The 19,243-nt window shown below is 44.4% G+C and carries 14 protein-coding genes; 2 read left to right on the top strand and 12 right to left on the bottom strand.

Going from position 1 to position 19,243, the window contains the following annotated elements:
* Positions 1–42 precede the first annotated feature (42 nt).
* The 5 genes from R50345_RS30025 to R50345_RS01410 form a co-directional block, all read right to left on the bottom strand.
* Positions 43–1,512: a stalk domain-containing protein gene (locus R50345_RS30025; RefSeq protein WP_052414424.1), complete on the bottom strand. Its 1,470-nt coding sequence runs from the start codon at positions 1,510–1,512 to the stop codon at positions 43–45.
* Positions 1,513–1,547: 35 nt separating this feature from the next.
* Complete coding sequence (locus R50345_RS01420; RefSeq protein WP_042123481.1) at positions 1,548–3,245, bottom strand: FecR family protein; 1,698 nt, start codon at positions 3,243–3,245, stop codon at positions 1,548–1,550.
* A complete protein-coding gene (locus R50345_RS01415) occupies positions 3,242–5,002 on the bottom strand; it encodes a CHASE2 domain-containing protein (protein ID WP_052414423.1) in 1,761 nt (586 codons plus the stop codon). The genes R50345_RS01420 and R50345_RS01415 overlap by 4 nt, the downstream gene beginning before the upstream one ends.
* 23 nt (positions 5,003–5,025) lie before the next feature.
* Entirely contained in the window at positions 5,026–5,250 is a 225-nt protein-coding gene (locus tag R50345_RS31065; RefSeq protein WP_139328429.1) for a hypothetical protein, read from the bottom strand.
* Between the two features lie 205 nt (positions 5,251–5,455).
* The gene (locus R50345_RS01410; protein WP_052414422.1) at positions 5,456–11,326 is read right to left on the bottom strand and encodes an S-layer homology domain-containing protein; all 5,871 of its coding nucleotides are present in this window, start codon (positions 11,324–11,326) and stop codon (positions 5,456–5,458) included.
* Between the two features lie 254 nt (positions 11,327–11,580).
* On the opposite strand from R50345_RS01410, the gene R50345_RS01405 reads away from it, so the two are divergent.
* Positions 11,581–11,970 carry a hypothetical protein gene (locus R50345_RS01405; protein ID WP_042123480.1) on the top strand — a complete coding sequence of 130 codons (390 nt, stop codon included), beginning with the start codon at positions 11,581–11,583 and terminating at the stop codon, positions 11,968–11,970.
* Between the two features lie 121 nt (positions 11,971–12,091).
* On the opposite strand, the gene R50345_RS01400 is transcribed toward R50345_RS01405, so the two are convergent.
* Both R50345_RS01400 and R50345_RS30020 read right to left on the bottom strand, forming a co-directional pair.
* Positions 12,092–13,108 (bottom strand): AI-2E family transporter, encoded by a 1,017-nt coding sequence (locus R50345_RS01400; RefSeq protein WP_042123478.1) that lies wholly within the window; start codon positions 13,106–13,108, stop codon positions 12,092–12,094.
* 168 nt (positions 13,109–13,276) lie between these two features.
* Positions 13,277–14,461: a polysaccharide deacetylase family protein gene (locus R50345_RS30020; protein ID WP_052414421.1), complete on the bottom strand. Its 1,185-nt coding sequence runs from the start codon at positions 14,459–14,461 to the stop codon at positions 13,277–13,279.
* 268 nt (positions 14,462–14,729) lie between these two features.
* Here R50345_RS30020 and R50345_RS01390 point away from each other — a divergent pair, with 268 nt between their 5' ends.
* Complete coding sequence (locus tag R50345_RS01390; RefSeq protein ID WP_042123477.1) at positions 14,730–14,915, top strand: hypothetical protein; 186 nt, start codon at positions 14,730–14,732, stop codon at positions 14,913–14,915.
* Between the two features lie 76 nt (positions 14,916–14,991).
* Here R50345_RS01390 and R50345_RS01385 read toward each other — a convergent pair whose 3' ends face one another.
* From R50345_RS01385 to R50345_RS01365, 5 genes are read right to left on the bottom strand one after another with little or no spacing between them, the layout of a single operon-like run.
* Positions 14,992–15,441 carry a hypothetical protein gene (locus R50345_RS01385; RefSeq protein WP_042123474.1) on the bottom strand — a complete coding sequence of 150 codons (450 nt, stop codon included), beginning with the start codon at positions 15,439–15,441 and terminating at the stop codon, positions 14,992–14,994.
* Positions 15,442–15,475: 34 nt separating this feature from the next.
* The gene (locus R50345_RS01380) at positions 15,476–16,393 is read right to left on the bottom strand and encodes an ABC transporter ATP-binding protein (RefSeq protein WP_231574002.1); all 918 of its coding nucleotides are present in this window, start codon (positions 16,391–16,393) and stop codon (positions 15,476–15,478) included.
* On the bottom strand, positions 16,386–17,405 hold the full coding sequence (locus R50345_RS01375; RefSeq protein WP_042123470.1) for an ABC transporter ATP-binding protein: 1,020 nt from the start codon (positions 17,403–17,405) through the stop codon (positions 16,386–16,388). Before R50345_RS01375 ends, R50345_RS01380 begins: the two co-directional genes overlap by 8 nt.
* A 15-nt stretch (positions 17,406–17,420) precedes the next feature.
* The gene (locus tag R50345_RS01370; protein ID WP_042123469.1) at positions 17,421–18,266 is read right to left on the bottom strand and encodes an ABC transporter permease; all 846 of its coding nucleotides are present in this window, start codon (positions 18,264–18,266) and stop codon (positions 17,421–17,423) included.
* A 4-nt stretch (positions 18,267–18,270) separates the two neighbouring features.
* Positions 18,271–19,221, bottom strand: a complete 951-nt coding sequence (locus tag R50345_RS01365) for an ABC transporter permease (protein ID WP_042123467.1) — start codon at positions 19,219–19,221, stop codon at positions 18,271–18,273.
* Between the last annotated feature and the right edge of the window lie 22 nt (positions 19,222–19,243).

The following is a 19,243-nucleotide window of genomic DNA, read 5'->3' as shown; positions in this document are numbered from 1 at the left end:
TTTCTCGACAGCCTAAACTTATTTAAAGGATATACTGAATGATTATTGTCCACTTTCCAGCACAATTGCGTTACTGCCCTCATCGTATACCTGCATAAAAGATGAAATGGTCGGCAAATAATCGGCTGCCACATACAAAGTACCCTTTATGTTTTGCACATTAAGGCTTACGTCTGGCTTTAGGGTGAGTGTCCAATCCCCTTTGCTAATCATCGTCTCTTTGCTTGCCGCATCCCAGCGAATGTCCGCTCCCCATGAGCTAAATAGCGCTCTAACTGGTAAATATATTTTTCCCGACTCTTTAAGAGGTTGAATAGCACTATTGAACTTCACCTGCGCTCCATCCAACCATACTTGCATGTTCTTACCGGCTGGCAGCAGTGGAACTGCATCAAGCAGATCAGCCTCGCTACGCAATGGCTTAAGGGCTTGCAGATCAAGATTCAATACCTTTAGCTTGTTATTCAGCGTATCGGTCACATACAGCTTACCAGAGGCAAGTGCAACACCGGAAGGCTGATCAAACATTACTTGATCCAATACTCCAACCTGATCTCCCGAGTTCGCCTGCCCTGCAACTGTTATAACTTTCCCATCCTTTTGGATAGCCCGAACGCGATAGTTCAGACTATCTGCAATCAGCAATACCCCATTGGCATAGGCTAGTCCACGAGGACGATTGAACAACGCCGATAGACGCTCTCCATTCTGGAACCCTCCAGCCATATAGCCAGTTACTGGATCAACAAGGGTTGCTTTGCCTGCAAAGGTCTCCACCTTACCGCCTTTAATTAACCGGATCATCTGATTCCCACTGTCAGCTACATAGAGATTGCCAGATTCATCGAATACAAGACCCTGTGGTTCATTGAACTTGGCTGAAGCTACTGCTCCGTCCAAATAAGCACCATTATTGGCCTGCAGACCCGCAAACGTAGTCACAATACCTTTTGGTGTAACTCTACGAATCACATGATTCAGTGTATCCGCTACATATATGTTGTCATTGCTGTCTATTGCCAATCCACCCGGCGCGTTAAATTGCGCCACATCAGGCGGTCCATCTTTATAGCCTGATACTCCCGTTCCTGCGAGGGTATACACTTCTCCATCCTTAATTTTTCGAATGACATGGTTATCGGTATCACTGATATAGATATTGCCTTTACTGTCAGCAGCGGTGTACGTCGGATGATTAAACAAGGCCTTTGCACTCTTGCCATCGATATATCCTTCAGCACCTTGTCCAGCCACTGTCTGTAACGCTCCATTACTCCACTTGTTGATCGTACCGCTTCCGGACTGTACGATGATGAGTTCATTACTGCCAGGTACAGAAGTTAGTCCCCATGGCTGTTTAAGAGAGAGTACGGCGTTAGAAGAGATGTTCTGATCTATACTTCCTTGAACGTTGCCGCTTGTGGGCTGCACTGCCTCTGCGGTAACGATACTAGATGGTACTGCGCTTACGAGCATTAATCCACAAACGATGGAGATAAGTTCCTTTTTCATTACGTTATTTTCTCCTCTCGAAGGTTATTGCGCCTTTAAAATAACAAAGACAATCTAATCTGGAGGTTATCTATTATTACCTCTACAGGGCCGTTTTCAGTATCTTCAACCCTCACCAGTGGAATGATAACAATATAAGGTTCGGGAGTTAGTCTATTCAAGAATGCCGGAGTAAGTTTAAGTACAAAGGTATTCTCATCGTTCCGATCCAGTACATAATCCGTATCTTCTAGTGGAAATGGATCTCCAAGATCATATTCATAATGATATCTGATCTCCCCTACATCATAACCTAGCGAATGAATGATAAATTCCGGCGCTTCATCTTCACCTATAGGACCCGTATGGTTAAAATAACTCGGAGTGATTTCTCCTTTAAAGTAAAACCCGCCGTCTGCTATCTGTTGAACCTCTTCCTGTACCTGCCCCCCGGTAAGGGTATTCTTTAACAAACCACCATTAACCTTGATTTGAACGAATGACTTATAAGGAAGTGATTCACGCAGCTGAATGTGAAGCTTATTCTCTCGAATGTATACCTCACCTAAATCGAGCGTGTCCTCACTCTGATTTAAGGTAACACTCACACCATCCCTGGCGGCATTAGGATTAGAGTCATCTGCAATATTAAAATCTAACGGTACTGTAAACGGCAAAACAATCTCATTATCACGGACGAGATAGTCATAGATATGTTCTCTAAATTCCTGCTGGTCTATCTCAGGTGCACCGAGTGGATTTGGAGTTTCCGTCGGCGTTGCTATCGGTTCCGGCGTTGGCGTTGCTGTCGGTTCCGGCGTCGGCGTTGCTGTCGGCTCCGGTGTCGGCGTTGCTGTCGGCTCCGGTGTCGGTGTCGGCGTTGGTGTAGGTCTCGTCGGCGGTGTTGGTCTCGTCATATCTAAGGGAGCCGAACTAGATAGATCATAGTTAATCTGAGGTGGAATGGTTGGAATAGGCGGACTTGAGTGAATGGGCATCGTGGCTTTTATTTGCTCGAGTAGTTGCTCGATTTTTTTCTTAACCGATTCGAATTCCAATATCTCTTCTTCGTTCAGATATTTCAAATGCTGCTCTAGCGCAAATTGCGGTAATGCATTCAGGGACAGCTGCCCCTGTGTCCATTGTTGATTCTCCATAATTAACTGTTGGGATGCTGTTATCATACGCTCAATTAGTGTGGGATCATTAGACGGAATTACATGGACTGTTCCTTCCAGAACTCCCAAATAATCGCCGCTAATTCCTCCCCCAGCATTAAGGACTACATTGCCTTGGCTATTAACACTAACAAAAAACTCTGTACCCATCACGCCCATGATCGCCGTCGGGGTCTCAATCTCAAAACGGGAGTCGCCATCCAGTTTCTTTTTCACCTTGATCAGGACTTGCCCGTTTTGCAGCTTCAGACTTGTCTTTCCGCCGAGCGCTTTTGCACTTTCGACTAATTGGCTAATGGTAAGCGTAGTGTTTGCTCCGATTGTAACTTCTTTGTTAGCATCGAGGTCGAGGCTGATTTGCCCGTCAGTGCCCGTTATAATCGTATCGCCTTGCGTAATCGCCATTCCTTTAAAAGCATTAAATTTCTTCGTCCCCCCGCTCTTTTTCACCTCAGACTTGCCTGAGACCGCGGTTATTTTCCCTACCTTGACGCTGTCCTTCGCCTGTGTGACAACCGCCGGCCAAAGAATACTGAACAATAGAATAAATGACAGTGTAAGCTTCAATGATTTCATTTCAACCCCTCCAATTCATAAACACTAATTCCCTGTTCTTTGCCCTTTACCTTGATCTCTCCTAATGAAACGGCTGATACTCTATCTTTTACAAAAGCGTAGGTAGCCTCACTGATGAGGATTTGTCCAGGCTTCGCATTGCTTTCCAGACGGGCTGCCGTATTGACGGTGTCTCCAATCGCTGTATAATCCATCCGTGTCTTAGAGCCGATGTTCCCAAATACAGCAGGGCCAGTATGTACCCCAATACCAAATTTAACTACTAGGCCAAAGCGTTCAAACAGCTTTTGTTCTACCGCCGCCGAACCCTCCTTCATCGCCCACGCGGCCTTCACCGCTTGCATCGGATGATCTTCTAGCAGCAATGGAGCATTAAATATCGCCATCGTGGCATCCCCGATAAACTTGTCCAGTGTGCCATCAAACTCAAAAATACAACCCGCGGTCAGATCCAGATACTCATTCAGAATCTCTACAATCTCCTCCGGTTCAGCAGCCTCTGACAACGGGGTGAAGCCTCGAATATCTACGAATAACAAGGTTAGCTCTCTGCGACTTCCTCCCAGCTTCAGACCTTCTTGACCGTTCTTGAGAATTTGATCCACAACCTGTGGAGCAACATATCGGCCAAAAATATCCGTAACTCTACGTTTTTCCATCAACTCCTCTAAATATTGAAAAGCTATCACGATAATACAACTAACGATTAGAAGGGGAATCACATAACCTAGTGAAATCACCGTACCCTGATCATAGAAATAACGACCCGCAAAAATTAGTAGCGCAATGATGACCACAATGGCCGCATAGGAATACAGCATCTTCACTTTACGGAATAGTAGATACGCCAGGAGCGCAACTAGCAAGAGCACTACTTCGTTCCACTTCCAGTCCAGCACTCGTTTATAATTATCGTCGAGCAGAGACTGGATGATATTCGCATGAATTTCCACACCGTATAACGTGTTTTTTCCGCTAATCGGTGTTAGGAAGTCATCCTTAAACCCTGTAGCATAAGGTCCGATAAGCACAATTCTATTCTCAAAATAAGAGGGTGGGACCTCTCCGCTAAGCACGGCCGAGTAAGGAATCTCTTCAAAGGCGCCTTTGCCACCTGAATAGGGGATATAAAACCGTCCAAAGTCATCCAGCGGGAGCTTCTGCGGATCAGCAGTGCTTCCCATCGCCTCTCGATATTTCTGATAGACCGTCCATGACAAGCTGTGAATAGACTCACCTTCATAATCAAAAGAATAAAGGGCCTTACGCACCACACGGTCTGTATCGGTAATGGTATTAATGTGCGCGGTTGCAGCCGCAACCTCTCGCAAGGCTTCAAACGGCTGGGACAGCTCCAGCGCTTCTATTTTTCCTTGTTCAGTATTAGATGCAAAAGTACCGTATACGGGCAGAACAACATTTCCCGCCCGAGCGACAGCCGCAGCGAATTCTGTATCTGCCTCGGGATCTTCTGAGCCCACCGGGAACGTCAGGTCAAAGCCGATCACAGCAGGATGTCCCTCAGAGAGTGTATCTAACAGCTGTGCATGAACATTTCTGCTCCACGGCCAGCTGCCAAAGTCCTTCAAGCTTTGATCGTCTATCCCGATAATAGCAATCGTAGTATCCACAGACCGCTCGTGCTGCATCACGCGATCTTGTAACAGATGATCAATAGAGTCCAGACTCCCTCTGTACAGAAGAACCGCAAAAATCATCGTAAGTAGAAGCAAAATATGTGCTAACTTTACTTTCAAGGTTTGTTTCTCCAATCTATGTATTATGGAATGAGTCTGAGCCAGCGCCAATAAGGAATACATAGGATCGCTAGTAATATAACGAAAAGTCCATAATCTAAGGCAATCTTTTGAGCATGCTTGTAGGTAAAGAATTTACCTTCAGCACTATAATAAGTGGTCAGATACGTTAGTGATGGATAAGCAAAGAAGAAGGGGTCAGTAGATAACAGAATAAGGAATACAAGCACCCATGGATGAATACCCATTCCTGCGCCAATTGGAAGAAGTGCCGTAACAAGGAGAATGACTGCCGGATAAAGTCTATTAAAAATTTATTCAAAAATATTATATATGAAAAATCATATGAATAGTAAGAATTTCCTACTTTACAAGAAAAAAAGCGGGGGTGAAATACATAAAACGACAAAAAGCAGACCAGAGTTACCTCTGCCTGCCTTTGCCATACTATTCTTATAAATTGATTATTCCATACAGCAGTTTTGCAATTTCAGCACGGGTTACTTTGCCACGTGGATCGAAGTTATTGTCGCCCTTGCCATCAAGGATTCCCTTAGCTTTCAATTCACTTACCGCTTGTTTCGCCCACTCTGATACGCTGCTCATATCCTTAAAGCTTGCAATAGCAGCAACGGAAGACTGTGTTCCAGCTTTGTACTGTATCAATTTCTGCAGGACAACCGCCGCTTCTTCACGTGTAATCGCATCCTTAGGACGGAACTTGCTATCACTGCCTTGGATGAGTCCGAGCTGAACAGCCTTGTCTATCGATGATGCATAATAAGCATCTTTTGATACATCTGCAAAAGCACCATTCCCCGTAGTTTCACTTGTCTCATTCAATCCGAGTGAACGAATGGCTAGTGTAACAAAATCTGCACGGGTTACATTCGCTTGTGGACCATAGTGCGTATCGTCGATACCCTTAATCACATGCTTAGCCGTCAGCTTGGAAATGTACGGCTCTGCCCAGTGACCAGAGGTATCACTAAACTGCTTAACATATTCCAGCACCGCGAAGGAAGAGAAATGATCGGTTGTAAAGGTAACGGTATTATCTTTGAACACCCCACCTAAATATTCCAGCGTACTGCCATTTACATAATAGACACCTGCAAAATCCGTATCGATCTTGGCAAGCTGTTCCTTAGTCAGCGTCAAGGTAATCGTAACAGCACCTTTAAGCTGGTGGATAGCCGTTTCTTTGCCTCCTGCTGATGTACTGAGGTTCAGCGTAACGGTAGCCTTGGATGGACTCATTCCAGCGACATTGCTTTGTACAGCTGTCGTATTTGTATCAACGCTCAGCAGCAGCATGTCACTGCCGGCCGGGATCGCTGGTAAAGAGCTTGTTGGTACGCTTAATGTAACGTTAGATGAAACAATATTCAAATTCAACTTCTTATCGACAGCCTGTTGAACGGCCGCTGCATCAAGAGCAATTCTAATCTGACCTTGAGTCGAGGTTGCCCCGCCTACGCTAATCTTTAGGCTTCCCCCTGTAGCAGCTTCCTCTATCAGCTTCTTCAAGGCTGACGGATCAGCTGTATACGTTCCATTACTTCCTAATGCCAGTTCAATGTTTCCTTTTTCCGCTCCAGGTGTGGCTGTAGGCGTTGGAGTCACTGTTGGCACAGGTAAAACTACTGGAGGTGCCGATGTCACCTCAGGTGCTGGTGTCGGCGTCACTTCTGGCGATGGCGATACCTCTGGTGTCGGTGTTGGTGTCACCTCTGGTGTCGGTGTTACATTCTCTTTCCCAGTGTAGAAGCCCCAAATGTCTGAAAGCACACTACCAGAGTTATCATCCTCGACTTTTGTATACCACTGGTAGTAGCTTTCTGGATTAAGCTTACTCCAAGTAACCTGAGTCTCCGCACCGCTCTCTACTTGCTGATTGGTCGCGATTGTCTGATCACTGTAAACCTTAACTCCGATGTAATCGGTAGCTACACGTTTGGTTACAGGCTGCAGATCGAGATCTAGTACGAACTCATCTTTGCCCGGGAACTCATTTTCATCATAATAATTATAATCATCTAAATAAGGCGAATAAGTCTTCACTCGGAGCTTATTGTTAGCTACATCGAACTGAAGGAGACGAATATAACCAAGTCCGCCCTCTTCGGCACCTTGATAGTCTGCCAGCATTTGATATACACTGCGGTCCGCAATGCCATCTCCGTTATCATCCAGCTCATCTACCTTAAGCTCTGCATCATGATAATGACCGGACAAAGCTGCGATTACGTTCTTGTTAGGTTTTACAACCTTTTCAAAGATTGTATCTGCAATCGGTGCGCGGTTATTAGATACGAGCAGGTATTCATGAAGACAAAGAATCGCTTTACGCTCTGGATAACGAGCGACAATCTCATTCATCCATTCAATCTCTTCTTCAGCCAGTCCCCAGCCCATATATACGATAATGAAGTCATTTCCGTTCGCAGATACCAAATCATAATGGCCCCGGTTGTTGTCATAGGAACCGCCAAAAGTTGGCATGTCCTTGAATCTCCATTCACCAAAGTACTGCCAGAATTTCGTATAATCTCCGGTTTGATGACCTACATCATGGTTCCCTGCAAGAACACCATAAGGAATACCTGCATCCTCGAGTACCTTCATGTCCCGATCGGCTTCTTCCCATTGATATTCTTGATAGGACTTATCCACTACATCTCCGGTATGAATAACATATTTCAAATTCAAATTATCCTTATTCTCAGCAATCCACTTCACATTTTTCTGGTAAATGTAAGGATAGCTTTGAGAATAATATTGCGTATCAGACATCCATACAAAGGAAAAATCATAAGTGTCTTGCGTTACTGTAGCTGCAGTCTTAGCCACGGACGCGATCTCATCCTGAACCATCACCGCAATGCTATTTCCATTTCTATAATCTCCAGCAGTCACCGTAGATTTCAGTTCAAAATCCTCAGTACCAGCGATTAAATGATCCAACTGTATCCATTTTTGTCCGGCAGGACTCCACGCGTAGAGACTTACTTTACGGCCTGGAAGTGAATTCCCCTTCCATTCAATATCCACACGATCTGAAGCCTTCACGGATTCATCCAGCTTAATTTCATAACGCTGATATGGGAATTGCTCAACAGCATCGTTAATTAGGTACTGTCCGTCAACTGCACTTATTTTGCTGTATTCGTCACTGCTAAGGGCTTCTTCGCCCGCAGGAACGGATTGCTTCGGCGGTTCTGTATCGGATGCGTTCTTAAATCCAGTAAATCCTTGCTCTGGATGGTTACCATCGTACTTGAAGCCTCTATAGAAGGTAACATCCATCTTATCCTGGTTAGGATCTTCAACCTTAACCTTCAAGGTCGGATTCGTACCCACACCAATCTCCCAGTTCTGAGGTGAGATCAGGAGTGGTGCAAATGGATTTTCATTCGGTACATGGAATGTAATTACCTTTTCCACCTGATTACCTATCTTATCTAATGCGGTGATAGAAAGCGCATGGTCTCCACCGGACAGCTTTCCGGATGAAGTAGCATAAGGCAGTTCAATAACATTGCCATCCAGCTTCACGCTAACTTTATCTACACCTGCGTAAGTATCCTTGATCTCAGTAGTAATTATGAAATTACCACGATAAGTTTTTCCTTCTTCAATCGAAGCTTTAATAGATGGCGGCGTATTGTCTACAATTACATTTGAAGATACCTTGGATCCACCTTCGGTCACTGTTACTTTATGTTCTCCGTCAGTTACTTCTTTAGTTTTCCAGTTATACGCCTTTGAACGGAATAAATCCGATTTCAGATCGAACCGGAAGCCGATGGATTCATGCTTACCTGCGCTGTCCCCCATCTTAATTTCTTTATCACGTTCTGCATAAGCAGGGTCCCAAATTTCTGTGCCGTCTGCAAGTAATAGGCGCACATTCTTCACTTCGAAATCATCTTTATTCTCCTCAGGACGAGGGTCAAAAGGCGATGATTTAGAGCCCGCCCGAATGTAAATCACATTATCCTTGCCTACTTGTAAAGCGGCAGAGGAGATCGGAAAGGTTAATGTCGTATACGTAGTAATCGGGTCCATAAAGGTGTACAGAATACTCGCATCCCCTAATTCTTCTGGTCCCATGGTGATACCGTTTTTGAAATAATAATCTACATTCTTCGCATCAAATACAAAGTAAGCATCATTCTCAAGCGCGGCATATACCTCGTTATTGCCGAGCACCTTATTGTCGATGGTCAGGTCCACTTCATCAGCTTTGGCAGTGGCAGAGGTTCCTTTTACCGTCATAGAGCCATTAATGAATTGTCCATCCTTCACATTCAAACGAAGCGCTGATTGATCGGGACCACCTGTGATTTTCACTTTCATTACCGGAGATTCGGTCTCATTCGTGCCGTCAGATACGACGAAATAATACTGTATTTCATTCCTACCAATCAGATCAGCAGATGACAATTTATAATGATACAGACTGTCATTGAAATCTTGAGAAAGATTATGACTGACAAAATCAGGCTGCTTATCCGAAGCTACTCTTACTTCTACGGATGTAACGGCTTTATTGTCATCCGCGAAAGCCTTCAAATCGAGACTCATCGACTGATCAATCTCCGTTATAGCAGTCAGATCATTTACCGTCGGATTCTCGGTATCCGGCTCCACATGAATCGGTGTGTTAGGTAGCAGCGCTGCATCCACCTGCCCTGGTGATGGAGCAGCCGAACCTGTGCTAATCTTGAGCATTTTGCTTTGCCCATTCACGGGATACTTGTATAGAAGGGCTTTATTTTCTTTGGTGTCATCACCTTTAGCTCCACCATCATAGGTAAGGTCGGCATCATAATACGCAGAGGAAATTTCCTTCTCCGTATTACTCTTGATTACGACTGCCCGGCGGCCAGAGTTGGCCATCCCATCGCTTTTGATTAGAAAGAGATTCGTACCATCAACCAGATTAGTGTTAAATTCTGTATTGAAATCATTGGCAGTGTATGTACTATTAGCACTATTAATAATCCAGAACACCACGGACTGCTGTGGAGGAATTACAAAGCTTTCCTTCGTCGAGGGCCACTTCACATCAGAAGCGTTACCTTTATCAGGATAACGATAATAGATCTTGTAGTTCTTGAAATCAATCGGTGCGTCAGTATTGTTATACACCTCAATGAATTCAAAAGCGTCACTGCTCGTTCCCTTTACATTCGTCGAATTCGGCAGCAGCTCTGTAATTAGAAGCTTCGGCACATTGTTCGTGTCGAACGCGGGCAGGTTCACATGAACAGAATAGTTCTCCGTTACATTGTTCACGCGGATGCTGTAGTGCAGTTCTGGCTCTTCCAGCGCAGCCGCGGGAATTACCGCCGTATATTCCCCCTCGCCTTTTGAGGTCATGGTGATTACCGTATCTTTCACCTGAGAAGGAGAGCCGTATTGCAACTTCACTACCGTTAGCGTTCCGTCTGGTCCATTCTCTAAGTTCGTAATCTTCGCGGTGATGGAAAGATCAACTGGATCTACACTGCTCAGTGGGTGGTGTTCAATCACCGGCTGTTTGTCTCCAGGCACTGGCTTAGGAAGCTGTTCTGGCTCTACAGTTCCAGGTGTAGCCGCACCGGTTCCCGAATTTGGCATGAGACTCATTGTAGAGCTGTCTGCTTGAGAGAATTGATAGAATATGCCGTTATTCTCCTTCACCTGTTCTTTCCCATAAGAAGCAGAAACAATTAAAGTATCTCCTGCTTTACTCTTAATTTGTAAGTTACGAGGAGAAGTGTTAGCCATACCACCCCCACCATTGATACGGAACAGGTTCACTCCTTCCTGAAGAGTTGCTGAAGGATTAAAGTTTTTGATGAAATCCTCGGCTGGAACATTCAGATTATTACCGTTCATAATCCAGAAGACGATATTCCCATGCGCCGGTATGACCGCATCTCCATTTGGTGTCCAAGTATCATTGTCATTATAAAAGAAATAATAATCCTTAAAGTTAACTGGCTCGTCCGTATTATTATAGATTTCAACAAATTCATAACCATCTACAGAGGTTCCATTGGTGCCTTTTACATTTTTAGTATCCGGAACAACCTCTGTAATAAGTAAAGATCCCGGATGGGTAGGTGTCGCATACACAGCTGTTGTCACGTTTGTTTGACTCATAAGTGTAAGTAGCTGATCCTGTTCATCAACATGTAATCCTAATTCGGAAGATGTCTGCTCCGTATCCAGCTGCTCTTCAGCATATCCTGCTGGAACCATTATCCCCAACATCAGACTGCTTGCAATTACACCGGATAGAAAACGTTTAGCTTTTGCTGTTATTCTCAAAACTCCGAACACTCCCCATAAGTTTGATTGTGACCCAGTGCATAAATATACATTGGAGATCATCTGGAAAGTATACATCCGGTGTATTATCGCTATATTATTCCAATGTTAAATCTTTAGGTTATCTTAAATATTGTTTAAGCTTCAGCTCAGCTTTCCGGGTTATAATAGAAGCAAGTTAAACCACAACCATCACAGACACTTTCAACAGAAACCATAAAATGTTATTTGTAAAATAAGAAAAGAGGACTCTAATGGATATAAAAAGAGTGATTATAGTAGGAACCGTAGTTATAGTGATGTCTTTTGGAAATGCTTGGAGCAGCCTTACTGCTAACGCAAGTTCGCCTGCACAATGGTCCACCGTAAAAGCTGCGGATAAAGACGAATTATTGTTGAAAGCACTTAACCAGCCCACAGATGAAGATTTGTATGATGCCTTATATGACGGTAAGTCACTTCAAGATATTGCAATAGAACAAAACACGGATATTGAAGATGTGATCAATCTACAAGTAGCTCAGCTAACGGAACAGCTAGATTCACGGCTGGCTTCCGGAAGTATTACGGCTGAGCAGTATGCAGCACACAAGGCGGAGCTGAGGGACATCGTTACGGAGAGTGTTCTCACTTCTTTCGGCTAAGGAAGATACATACAGTGGCCGTACAACATTTCTCCGCGCCAAAATAAAGAGGGTGATCCGAAGCCATTGAATGGCTATCGGATCACCCTCTTTGTATTTTCGATGCTATTTAACTCAATTCCTAAGTCTCTATCTTGTTATCCCTAGTGATCTCCAGTATATCCAGGAAGAATACAAAAATTGGAATACCGAGAATTAGACCCCATACACCCATATAGTGCTCAGAGAAGAGAAGTACGATAAAGGTGTAGAACATAGGCAGATTCATTTTGGATGACATCAGTTTTGGATTTAAGAAGTAACCTTCGATAAAATGTAGTATGGCGATCATAACCAATACATATATCGTCATTGCTATGCCACCGATGTTGTAACCAATAATACAAAGCGGTATTAAGGAGATCACAAAGCCTACAACTGGAATCAAACTAAGCAGGAAGATCATAATCGATAAGGCGAATAGATACGGAAAGCCTAAGATCCAAAGTCCAATCACAGTAAAGCATGTATTAAACAGCGCGATCAGAATTTGCGCTTCAATCACTTTACCAAAAGATGAGATGAATTTTCTGCCGAAATACTCAAGCTCAACATAGAACCAGGAAATTTTGCTCTCTTTAAGACGGGCAGTGAAACTGACAATTCTGTTCTTCTCAAGGATAAAGACAAAGCTCAGAATGGTGGATAATACGAAGCTGGTGCCCCAATTACTTATTTTCAGGACGTACTCAAGACCATCTTTCACATAAGATTGATAGTTCAAATCCTTAAGCTGGGCAAATAAATACTGCGCAATTTCGTTTTGTGGAATGTTTGCAGGGGTTAAACTGGTCAGAAAATTGGTTAACTGCTTAATCTGAGTAAAGACCTTCGGTAAATAATTCACTAAAGTCACTACGATCAGAGCAATCAGAGCTAAATACAACATAATAATAATGACTTTACTGTTGACTGCAACATATTTATTGATCCGCTTCGTGAGCAGCACTTGAAAGCTGTTCATTACATAAGCAATCAAAAATGTTAACAGTACTAAATTAAGCATATCTCTAATACTGAATAGCAGCAGGGCAACCAGCCCCAAAATAAAAAAACGCCGGACCGTTAAATTCGCGTAATAACGCTTAAATACTTCCATCTGTTCTCTCCATTCACCTACCAATTAGTACTCTATTTATAGTCTACAGTAAGGAATTCACTTATAGCAACTAGTGATTCGCCCAAATTGGCGAAATTTCTCACTTTTTGTAAACCCCTAATGATCGTAGGGAAAGATGATATCCATTCCATACATTTCCTTATTCGTTTATGTACCTCCCGTTGTACGCATTAACTTAACGGTTCGACGCTTCTGATCGTAATTGAGATCAATATTTAGATCCTTGCATAATTGCATAAACGGAACCATTAAGGTCCCTTTCCTCATTTCGGGTGCACTTCCTATCAGTGCTACTTTTTGACTATTCAGGGTTAATTCCATAGGCGAATCTATATGTTTGATCTGCTCAAGGGTTTGGACTGCGGTTAGATTCTGGCTTCCCCCGTTGATTCGGGAGGCATTCCGGTCCGTTCTCGCATTTATTCCATCCTGGATTTTAAATGTCAGCGAAATTCCGAGTGAATCACATGCGGATAGCAACCGGTCATTGTAAGATCCGTAAGGAAAGGCAATCGCTGAATCGGTATTTCCCAGTTCTTCCTTCAGCCTTTGCTCCGCCTTGGCCAAATCACGAGTAACTCTGCTATAGTACTCCGTATTCATTTCATTCCTATTTTCATCGTCGATATATAACAAGGCACTAGCGGCAGGCCGTCCCCCACCTTCAGCATCCACGATACCATAATGGTGTAAATCGTACGTATGACTATAGAACCCCATCCCGTCACGCTTCATTTCACGCATCTGCTCCCAGTTGAGTTTCGGCACACTATTCGGATCTGGGTGGTCAATCGTAGAGACTATAACGAAATTCACTGCCGTATACCCGTATTTTTTCAGAATAGGAAAGGCCAGCTCATAAAAACTCTCATATCCATCATCAAAAGTCAGCAGCACCGCATTGTCTGGAACCGTACCGCCATTTAGCATAAATTCTCGATATTGTTCCATCGTAATCACATGAAACCCTTCCTGCTTCAGCAGGTTCATTTGATCATCAAACCGATCAGCCGATAAAATCCAAGGAAACTGCGGCATTGGCTTCTCTGACAGATGATGGTACATCAGCACAGCTACATGGTCTTTATAGTAGATACCTTTCGGAAGCGGCCCCTGCTTCTGCCAGTCAATATGCATGTTAAGGGCCCGTTCGGCAGCAGCCTTGGGAATCATTAGCTCATCAGGTGAGCCCGGATAAGTAGCTACTGTCTTAATGATTTGACCGTTTACATTAATGGTCAATATCGAAGGTTCACGTTGATTGTTGAAAATAGCAACAAGACTTATTAGCAGAACGATGACTAAAAGTATTATATATTTTTTCGTATGCAATCTCTAAATCTCCTTAATAAAGAAATCTTATTCACTATGTAACTACATATTTGGTGACAGTTCCACCTACTTTTGGTTACATTTTCTTCTTATTTTGTTTCTTATCATAAAAATAGGAGGCGATCCCTAAGTCTCAACTGGCTTAAGGAACACCTCCTTCAAATGGAGAGCTATATATTTAATTATGTACATTTATGTGTAATTGTAGACGGTCTAGGACCTTCTCTTATCTGCAAAGTAATTCTCTTCCCCAAGCTCGTCCACAACGATGTTTAATGCTGCTTCCGTCGCCTACCTTTGGACAAACGAAGATAAGCATAAGACGGGCAGCCAAGGCTTCTATGTGGAAGTCTATAGCGATAAAGTACTTATCCGGGGCAGAGATTTTAAAACAGGAACCTGGTTTGACGCTGCGCAATATGAGGTTGCTTATCCAGCGGTAAATGTATATTAAATTTTCACAGAAAAAAACGATTGTGCACTGGGAGTCCTCCCTCGCAACAATCGTTTTTTTATTGTAGTTATTCAGCTTAGTGTGCAATCGGGGAAATCCGGTAGACTGAAGTGTCTCCATCTGCTGACTTCGTCCCGCTTTCGATCTGCCAACCAAAAGATAATACAGATGCCAGACGTTCCTTCTCAGCCACAGTCAAAGCCGCTTCTACCGCTTCTTTACCCTCTTCAAGCTCCAGCTCTCCCTCTTTACCAAGAGCAACCCATATCCAGCTACGAATGCCGCGGATCGTGTTGTATTTAATCTGATAGCCAGTCTTCACCGCTTGCTCGAACAGTTCTGGCTGCTCCGCTTGCAAAGTGGTCAACTGCTTATAATCAAATTCGTATTCACTCTCGCCAACGGGCAAATCGCCCTCTGCCACTTTACGAAGAATATCCTCATTGGACCAGCCTAAAGAGCGAAGTGACTCTACCAATAACGCATCCCACTGGGATAACTTTACTCGGTTCAAATTCTCTGACATCCTGATTCCTCCCGTACCTGTATATAGATTCTACTTATTCCGTGAAATCATAGGCAACATAATGGCCCGGACTAACTTCCTGCAATGTAGAAGTCTCAGCTCTGCCGTACTCTGCCGAATATCCGTCTAAAATAATTCTTTGATTAGCCCGTCTAGGGTCCGTCTCCAAAATGGAAGACAGCAATGCCTTTGTATAAGGATGAATAGGATTCTCGTACAGTTCATCACTTTCGGCTACCTCTACTAGACGACCGCCATACATCACACCGATCCGGTCCGAAATATGACGTACCATCGACAGATCATGCGCAACAAAGAGGTAGGTCAACCCAAATTCGGACTGCAAATCCTCCAGCATATTCACTACCTGCGCCTGAACAGATACATCCAGCGCTGAGATCGGTTCATCACACACTACAAACTCAGGTTTCACAGATAACGCTCGAGCGATCGAAATCCGTTGACGCTGCCCACCGCTGAATTCATGAGGGAAGCGATAAAGATGCTCTCTTTTTAAACCCACCTTATCCAGTAGTGCCGCAACCGCTTCTATACGTTCGTCGCCTTCGTGGACCCCATGGATTTTCATAGGCTCGCTGATCAGATCAAGTACATTCAGGCTTGGATTAAGGGATGAATAGGGATCTTGAAAGATCGATTGAATGCGTCTGCGAAAAGGTTTTAGCTGCTTCTCTCCAAGCTTGCTCAGCGGCTGCCCGTCAAAAGACACTTCACCGTCGGTATAATCATATAATCGCAACAAGCAGCGCCCAACCGTGGACTTGCCGCTTCCTGACTCTCCAACCAGTCCAAAGGTCTCCCCTTGACGAATCTGAAAGCTTACACCATCTACCGCCTTAAGCACAGATGTATCGCGCCCCCATATATCCTTACCTTTAGAGAAATGTTTCTTGAGATTATTTACGTCCACTAGAATCTTATTATCACTCAACCGAACCGCTCCCTTCAACACCAGCTACGGCTGGAGTCTCCTGCGCACCGTCTGCCAGCCAGCACATCGAACGATGACCAGGCGATAATTCGATGACCGGAGGACGCTCACTACAGCGGGCAAAAGCATTAGGGCAACGTTCCATAAAAGGACATCCAGAAGGTGGATTCAGCAAATCCGGCGGTGTACCTTCAATAGGAACAAGTCGTTCACGCGACTTACCGTCACGTTTTGGAATCGAGCGAAGCAGACCTTTCGTATAAGGATGCTGCGGGCGGTAAAAAATATCCTCCACCGTGCCTTCCTCCATCACGAGTCCACCATACATTACGATAACCCGTGTACATACCTGAGCTACCACACCCAAGTCATGGGTAATGAGCGCTACAGCGGTACTGGTATTGTTTTTCAACTCTTTAAAAAGATCGAGAATTTGTGCCTGTATCGTTACATCGAGCGCAGTGGTTGGCTCATCTGCAATCAATAACTCTGGCTGGCAAGAAAGAGCCATGGCAATCATGACCCGCTGGCGCATCCCGCCGCTGAACTCATGCGGATATTGCTGCAGCCGCTGTTCAGGATTATTAATACCTACCTGACGCAGGATGCTTGCCGCCTCTTTAAGCGCTTCTTGCTTATTTAAACCGCGATGCCGACGGATGACCTCCGTAAGCTGCTGGCCGATTTTTTTTACAGGATTAAGAGAGGTCATGGGGTCCTGAAACACCATTGCTATGCGGTTACCGCGCAGCTTTCTCCACTCTTTTTCCGAAAGGTTCGATAAATTCTCACCACGGAAATTGATATTTCCACCGATAATTTTACCCGGAGGTGTAATCAACGACATAATCGCCTTGGCAGTCACACTCTTCCCACTACCAGATTCACCAACGATTCCTACCGTTTCACCAGCATCTATATGAAAGCTAACGCCGCGAACTGCTTGGTTCTCTCCGTCTCGAGTCTGGAAGGAAACCTTCAAATCCTCAACAGATAATAGCCGTTCCGTCATGATGTCTTCACACTCCTATCTTCGGATCAGCTTCGGTTCAAAGCCTACCCGCAAAATATCGCCTAAAACATTAAAGCTCAGTACCGTTAATAGTATCAGTAATCCAGGGAACAAAGCCAGATATGGCGCTTGAGCGATATATCCCTGCGCATTGTTAAGCATACTGCCCCAAGTGGCATTTGGAGGTTGTACCCCAAACCCAAGGAAACTTAGGGACGACTCCATCATAATTGCCGAAGCGATATTATTCGTCGCACCTACAATGACAACAGGCACTAGACCCGGAAGAATATGACGCCAAATAATTCCGAAGTTGCTCTGACCGGAGGCTTTTGCATAGAGTACATATTCCCGTTCTTTGATCGTCATCGTCTCCGCCCGAATGACACGGGCGATATTCATCCACATTAATAGTGCAATAATAATGATGATATTCCCTACACTCGGCTTCAAAAATACGCTAAGCAGTAGCAGAACTAAGAAAGATGGAATGGACAGTACTACATCAAGCATCCGCATGAGAAGATTATCAACCCATCCGCCAAAGAATCCGCTGATTACGCCCACCGTCACACCTATGCCTGTAGCAATGATCATTGAAGCAAAGCCAACTAGCAGGGATACCCGGCCGCCATATAATGCGCGGGCAAAATAATCCCGGCCATAGTCATCCGTCCCGAACCAGTGATCGGCTCCCGGCGATTTCAGACGTGCCAGAACATCCATCGCATTCGGATCATGTCCAGATAAAAAGGCAAATATAGAGCCTAGTGTGAAGATGAATAAAGTAATGAGGGCTGCGACGCCCAATTTATTCGTAAATAGCTCATCTCCAACACTTTTCCATTTACTGCGATTCATGAGGTCACCTCGTTAATTTAATTCGTGGGTCCACGAAGCTATATAGAATATCCGCGACCAGATTGCCGATGATCAGCATTAAAGAGGAGAATAGAGTAATTCCCATAATCACGGGGTAATCCATCCCTTTTACTGCAGTCATCCCCAAAGAGCCAATACCCGGCCATGAAAATACCGTTTCTGTTACAATTGCACCTGCCACCAGATCACCCATAGACATCCCGAGCAATGTAATTACAGGAAGCAACACATGCTTCATTACATGACGGAACAAAATCGTAGTCTTGTTAGATCCAAAAGCATATTGAATCTGCACGTACTCTTCTTTTAGCTGTCCAATGGTACTAGAGCGAATGTATCGCACATAACCTGCGAGGAACCCAAAAGCAAGCACAGTGCAAGGCAGGATACCATGCTTGAATACATCAAACGCCGATTCCACACCAATCGTTCGCATCCCCATAATAGGAAGCAGGTGCAGCTTAATCGCGAATAAGTACATCAGTAAAATGGCAAGCCAAAACAAAGGCACAGATATTCCAACATAGGATAAGAAATTAATCAGCTTATCCACCCAGCGGTTCCGGTTTGCCCCGGCAATAAGACCGAGTGGAATCGCCAGCAAAACAGCAAGACCGATTGCAGAACCCATTAAACCGGCGGTTGCAGGTAGGCGTTCAAGAATTTGATCCAATACTGGCTGATGATTCACTAGGGAATAACCGAAATTCCCCTGCAGTATTTCTTTAATCCAGATTAAATATTGAATGTAGGCTGGCTTATCCAGCCCAAGGTTATGCCGGATGCGCTCAATATCATCTGCGTGCATATTCGGCGTAACGAAGGATAAGACCGGATCCCCCGGAGCCAGCTTAATCATCGCAAAGCACACAACCGAAACAAAAAATAACATCGGCAGGGTTTGCAGTAATCTTCGGACGATAAGTTGTCTCATACGTTTTATTCTCCCAGTTCTG

It is taken from the genome of Paenibacillus sp. FSL R5-0345, assembly GCF_000758585.1.
Classification (GTDB): domain Bacteria; phylum Bacillota; class Bacilli; order Paenibacillales; family Paenibacillaceae; genus Paenibacillus_AQ.
The sequence above is the reverse complement of the archived record's forward strand: the minus strand, read 5'-3'. Positions and strand labels throughout refer to the sequence as shown.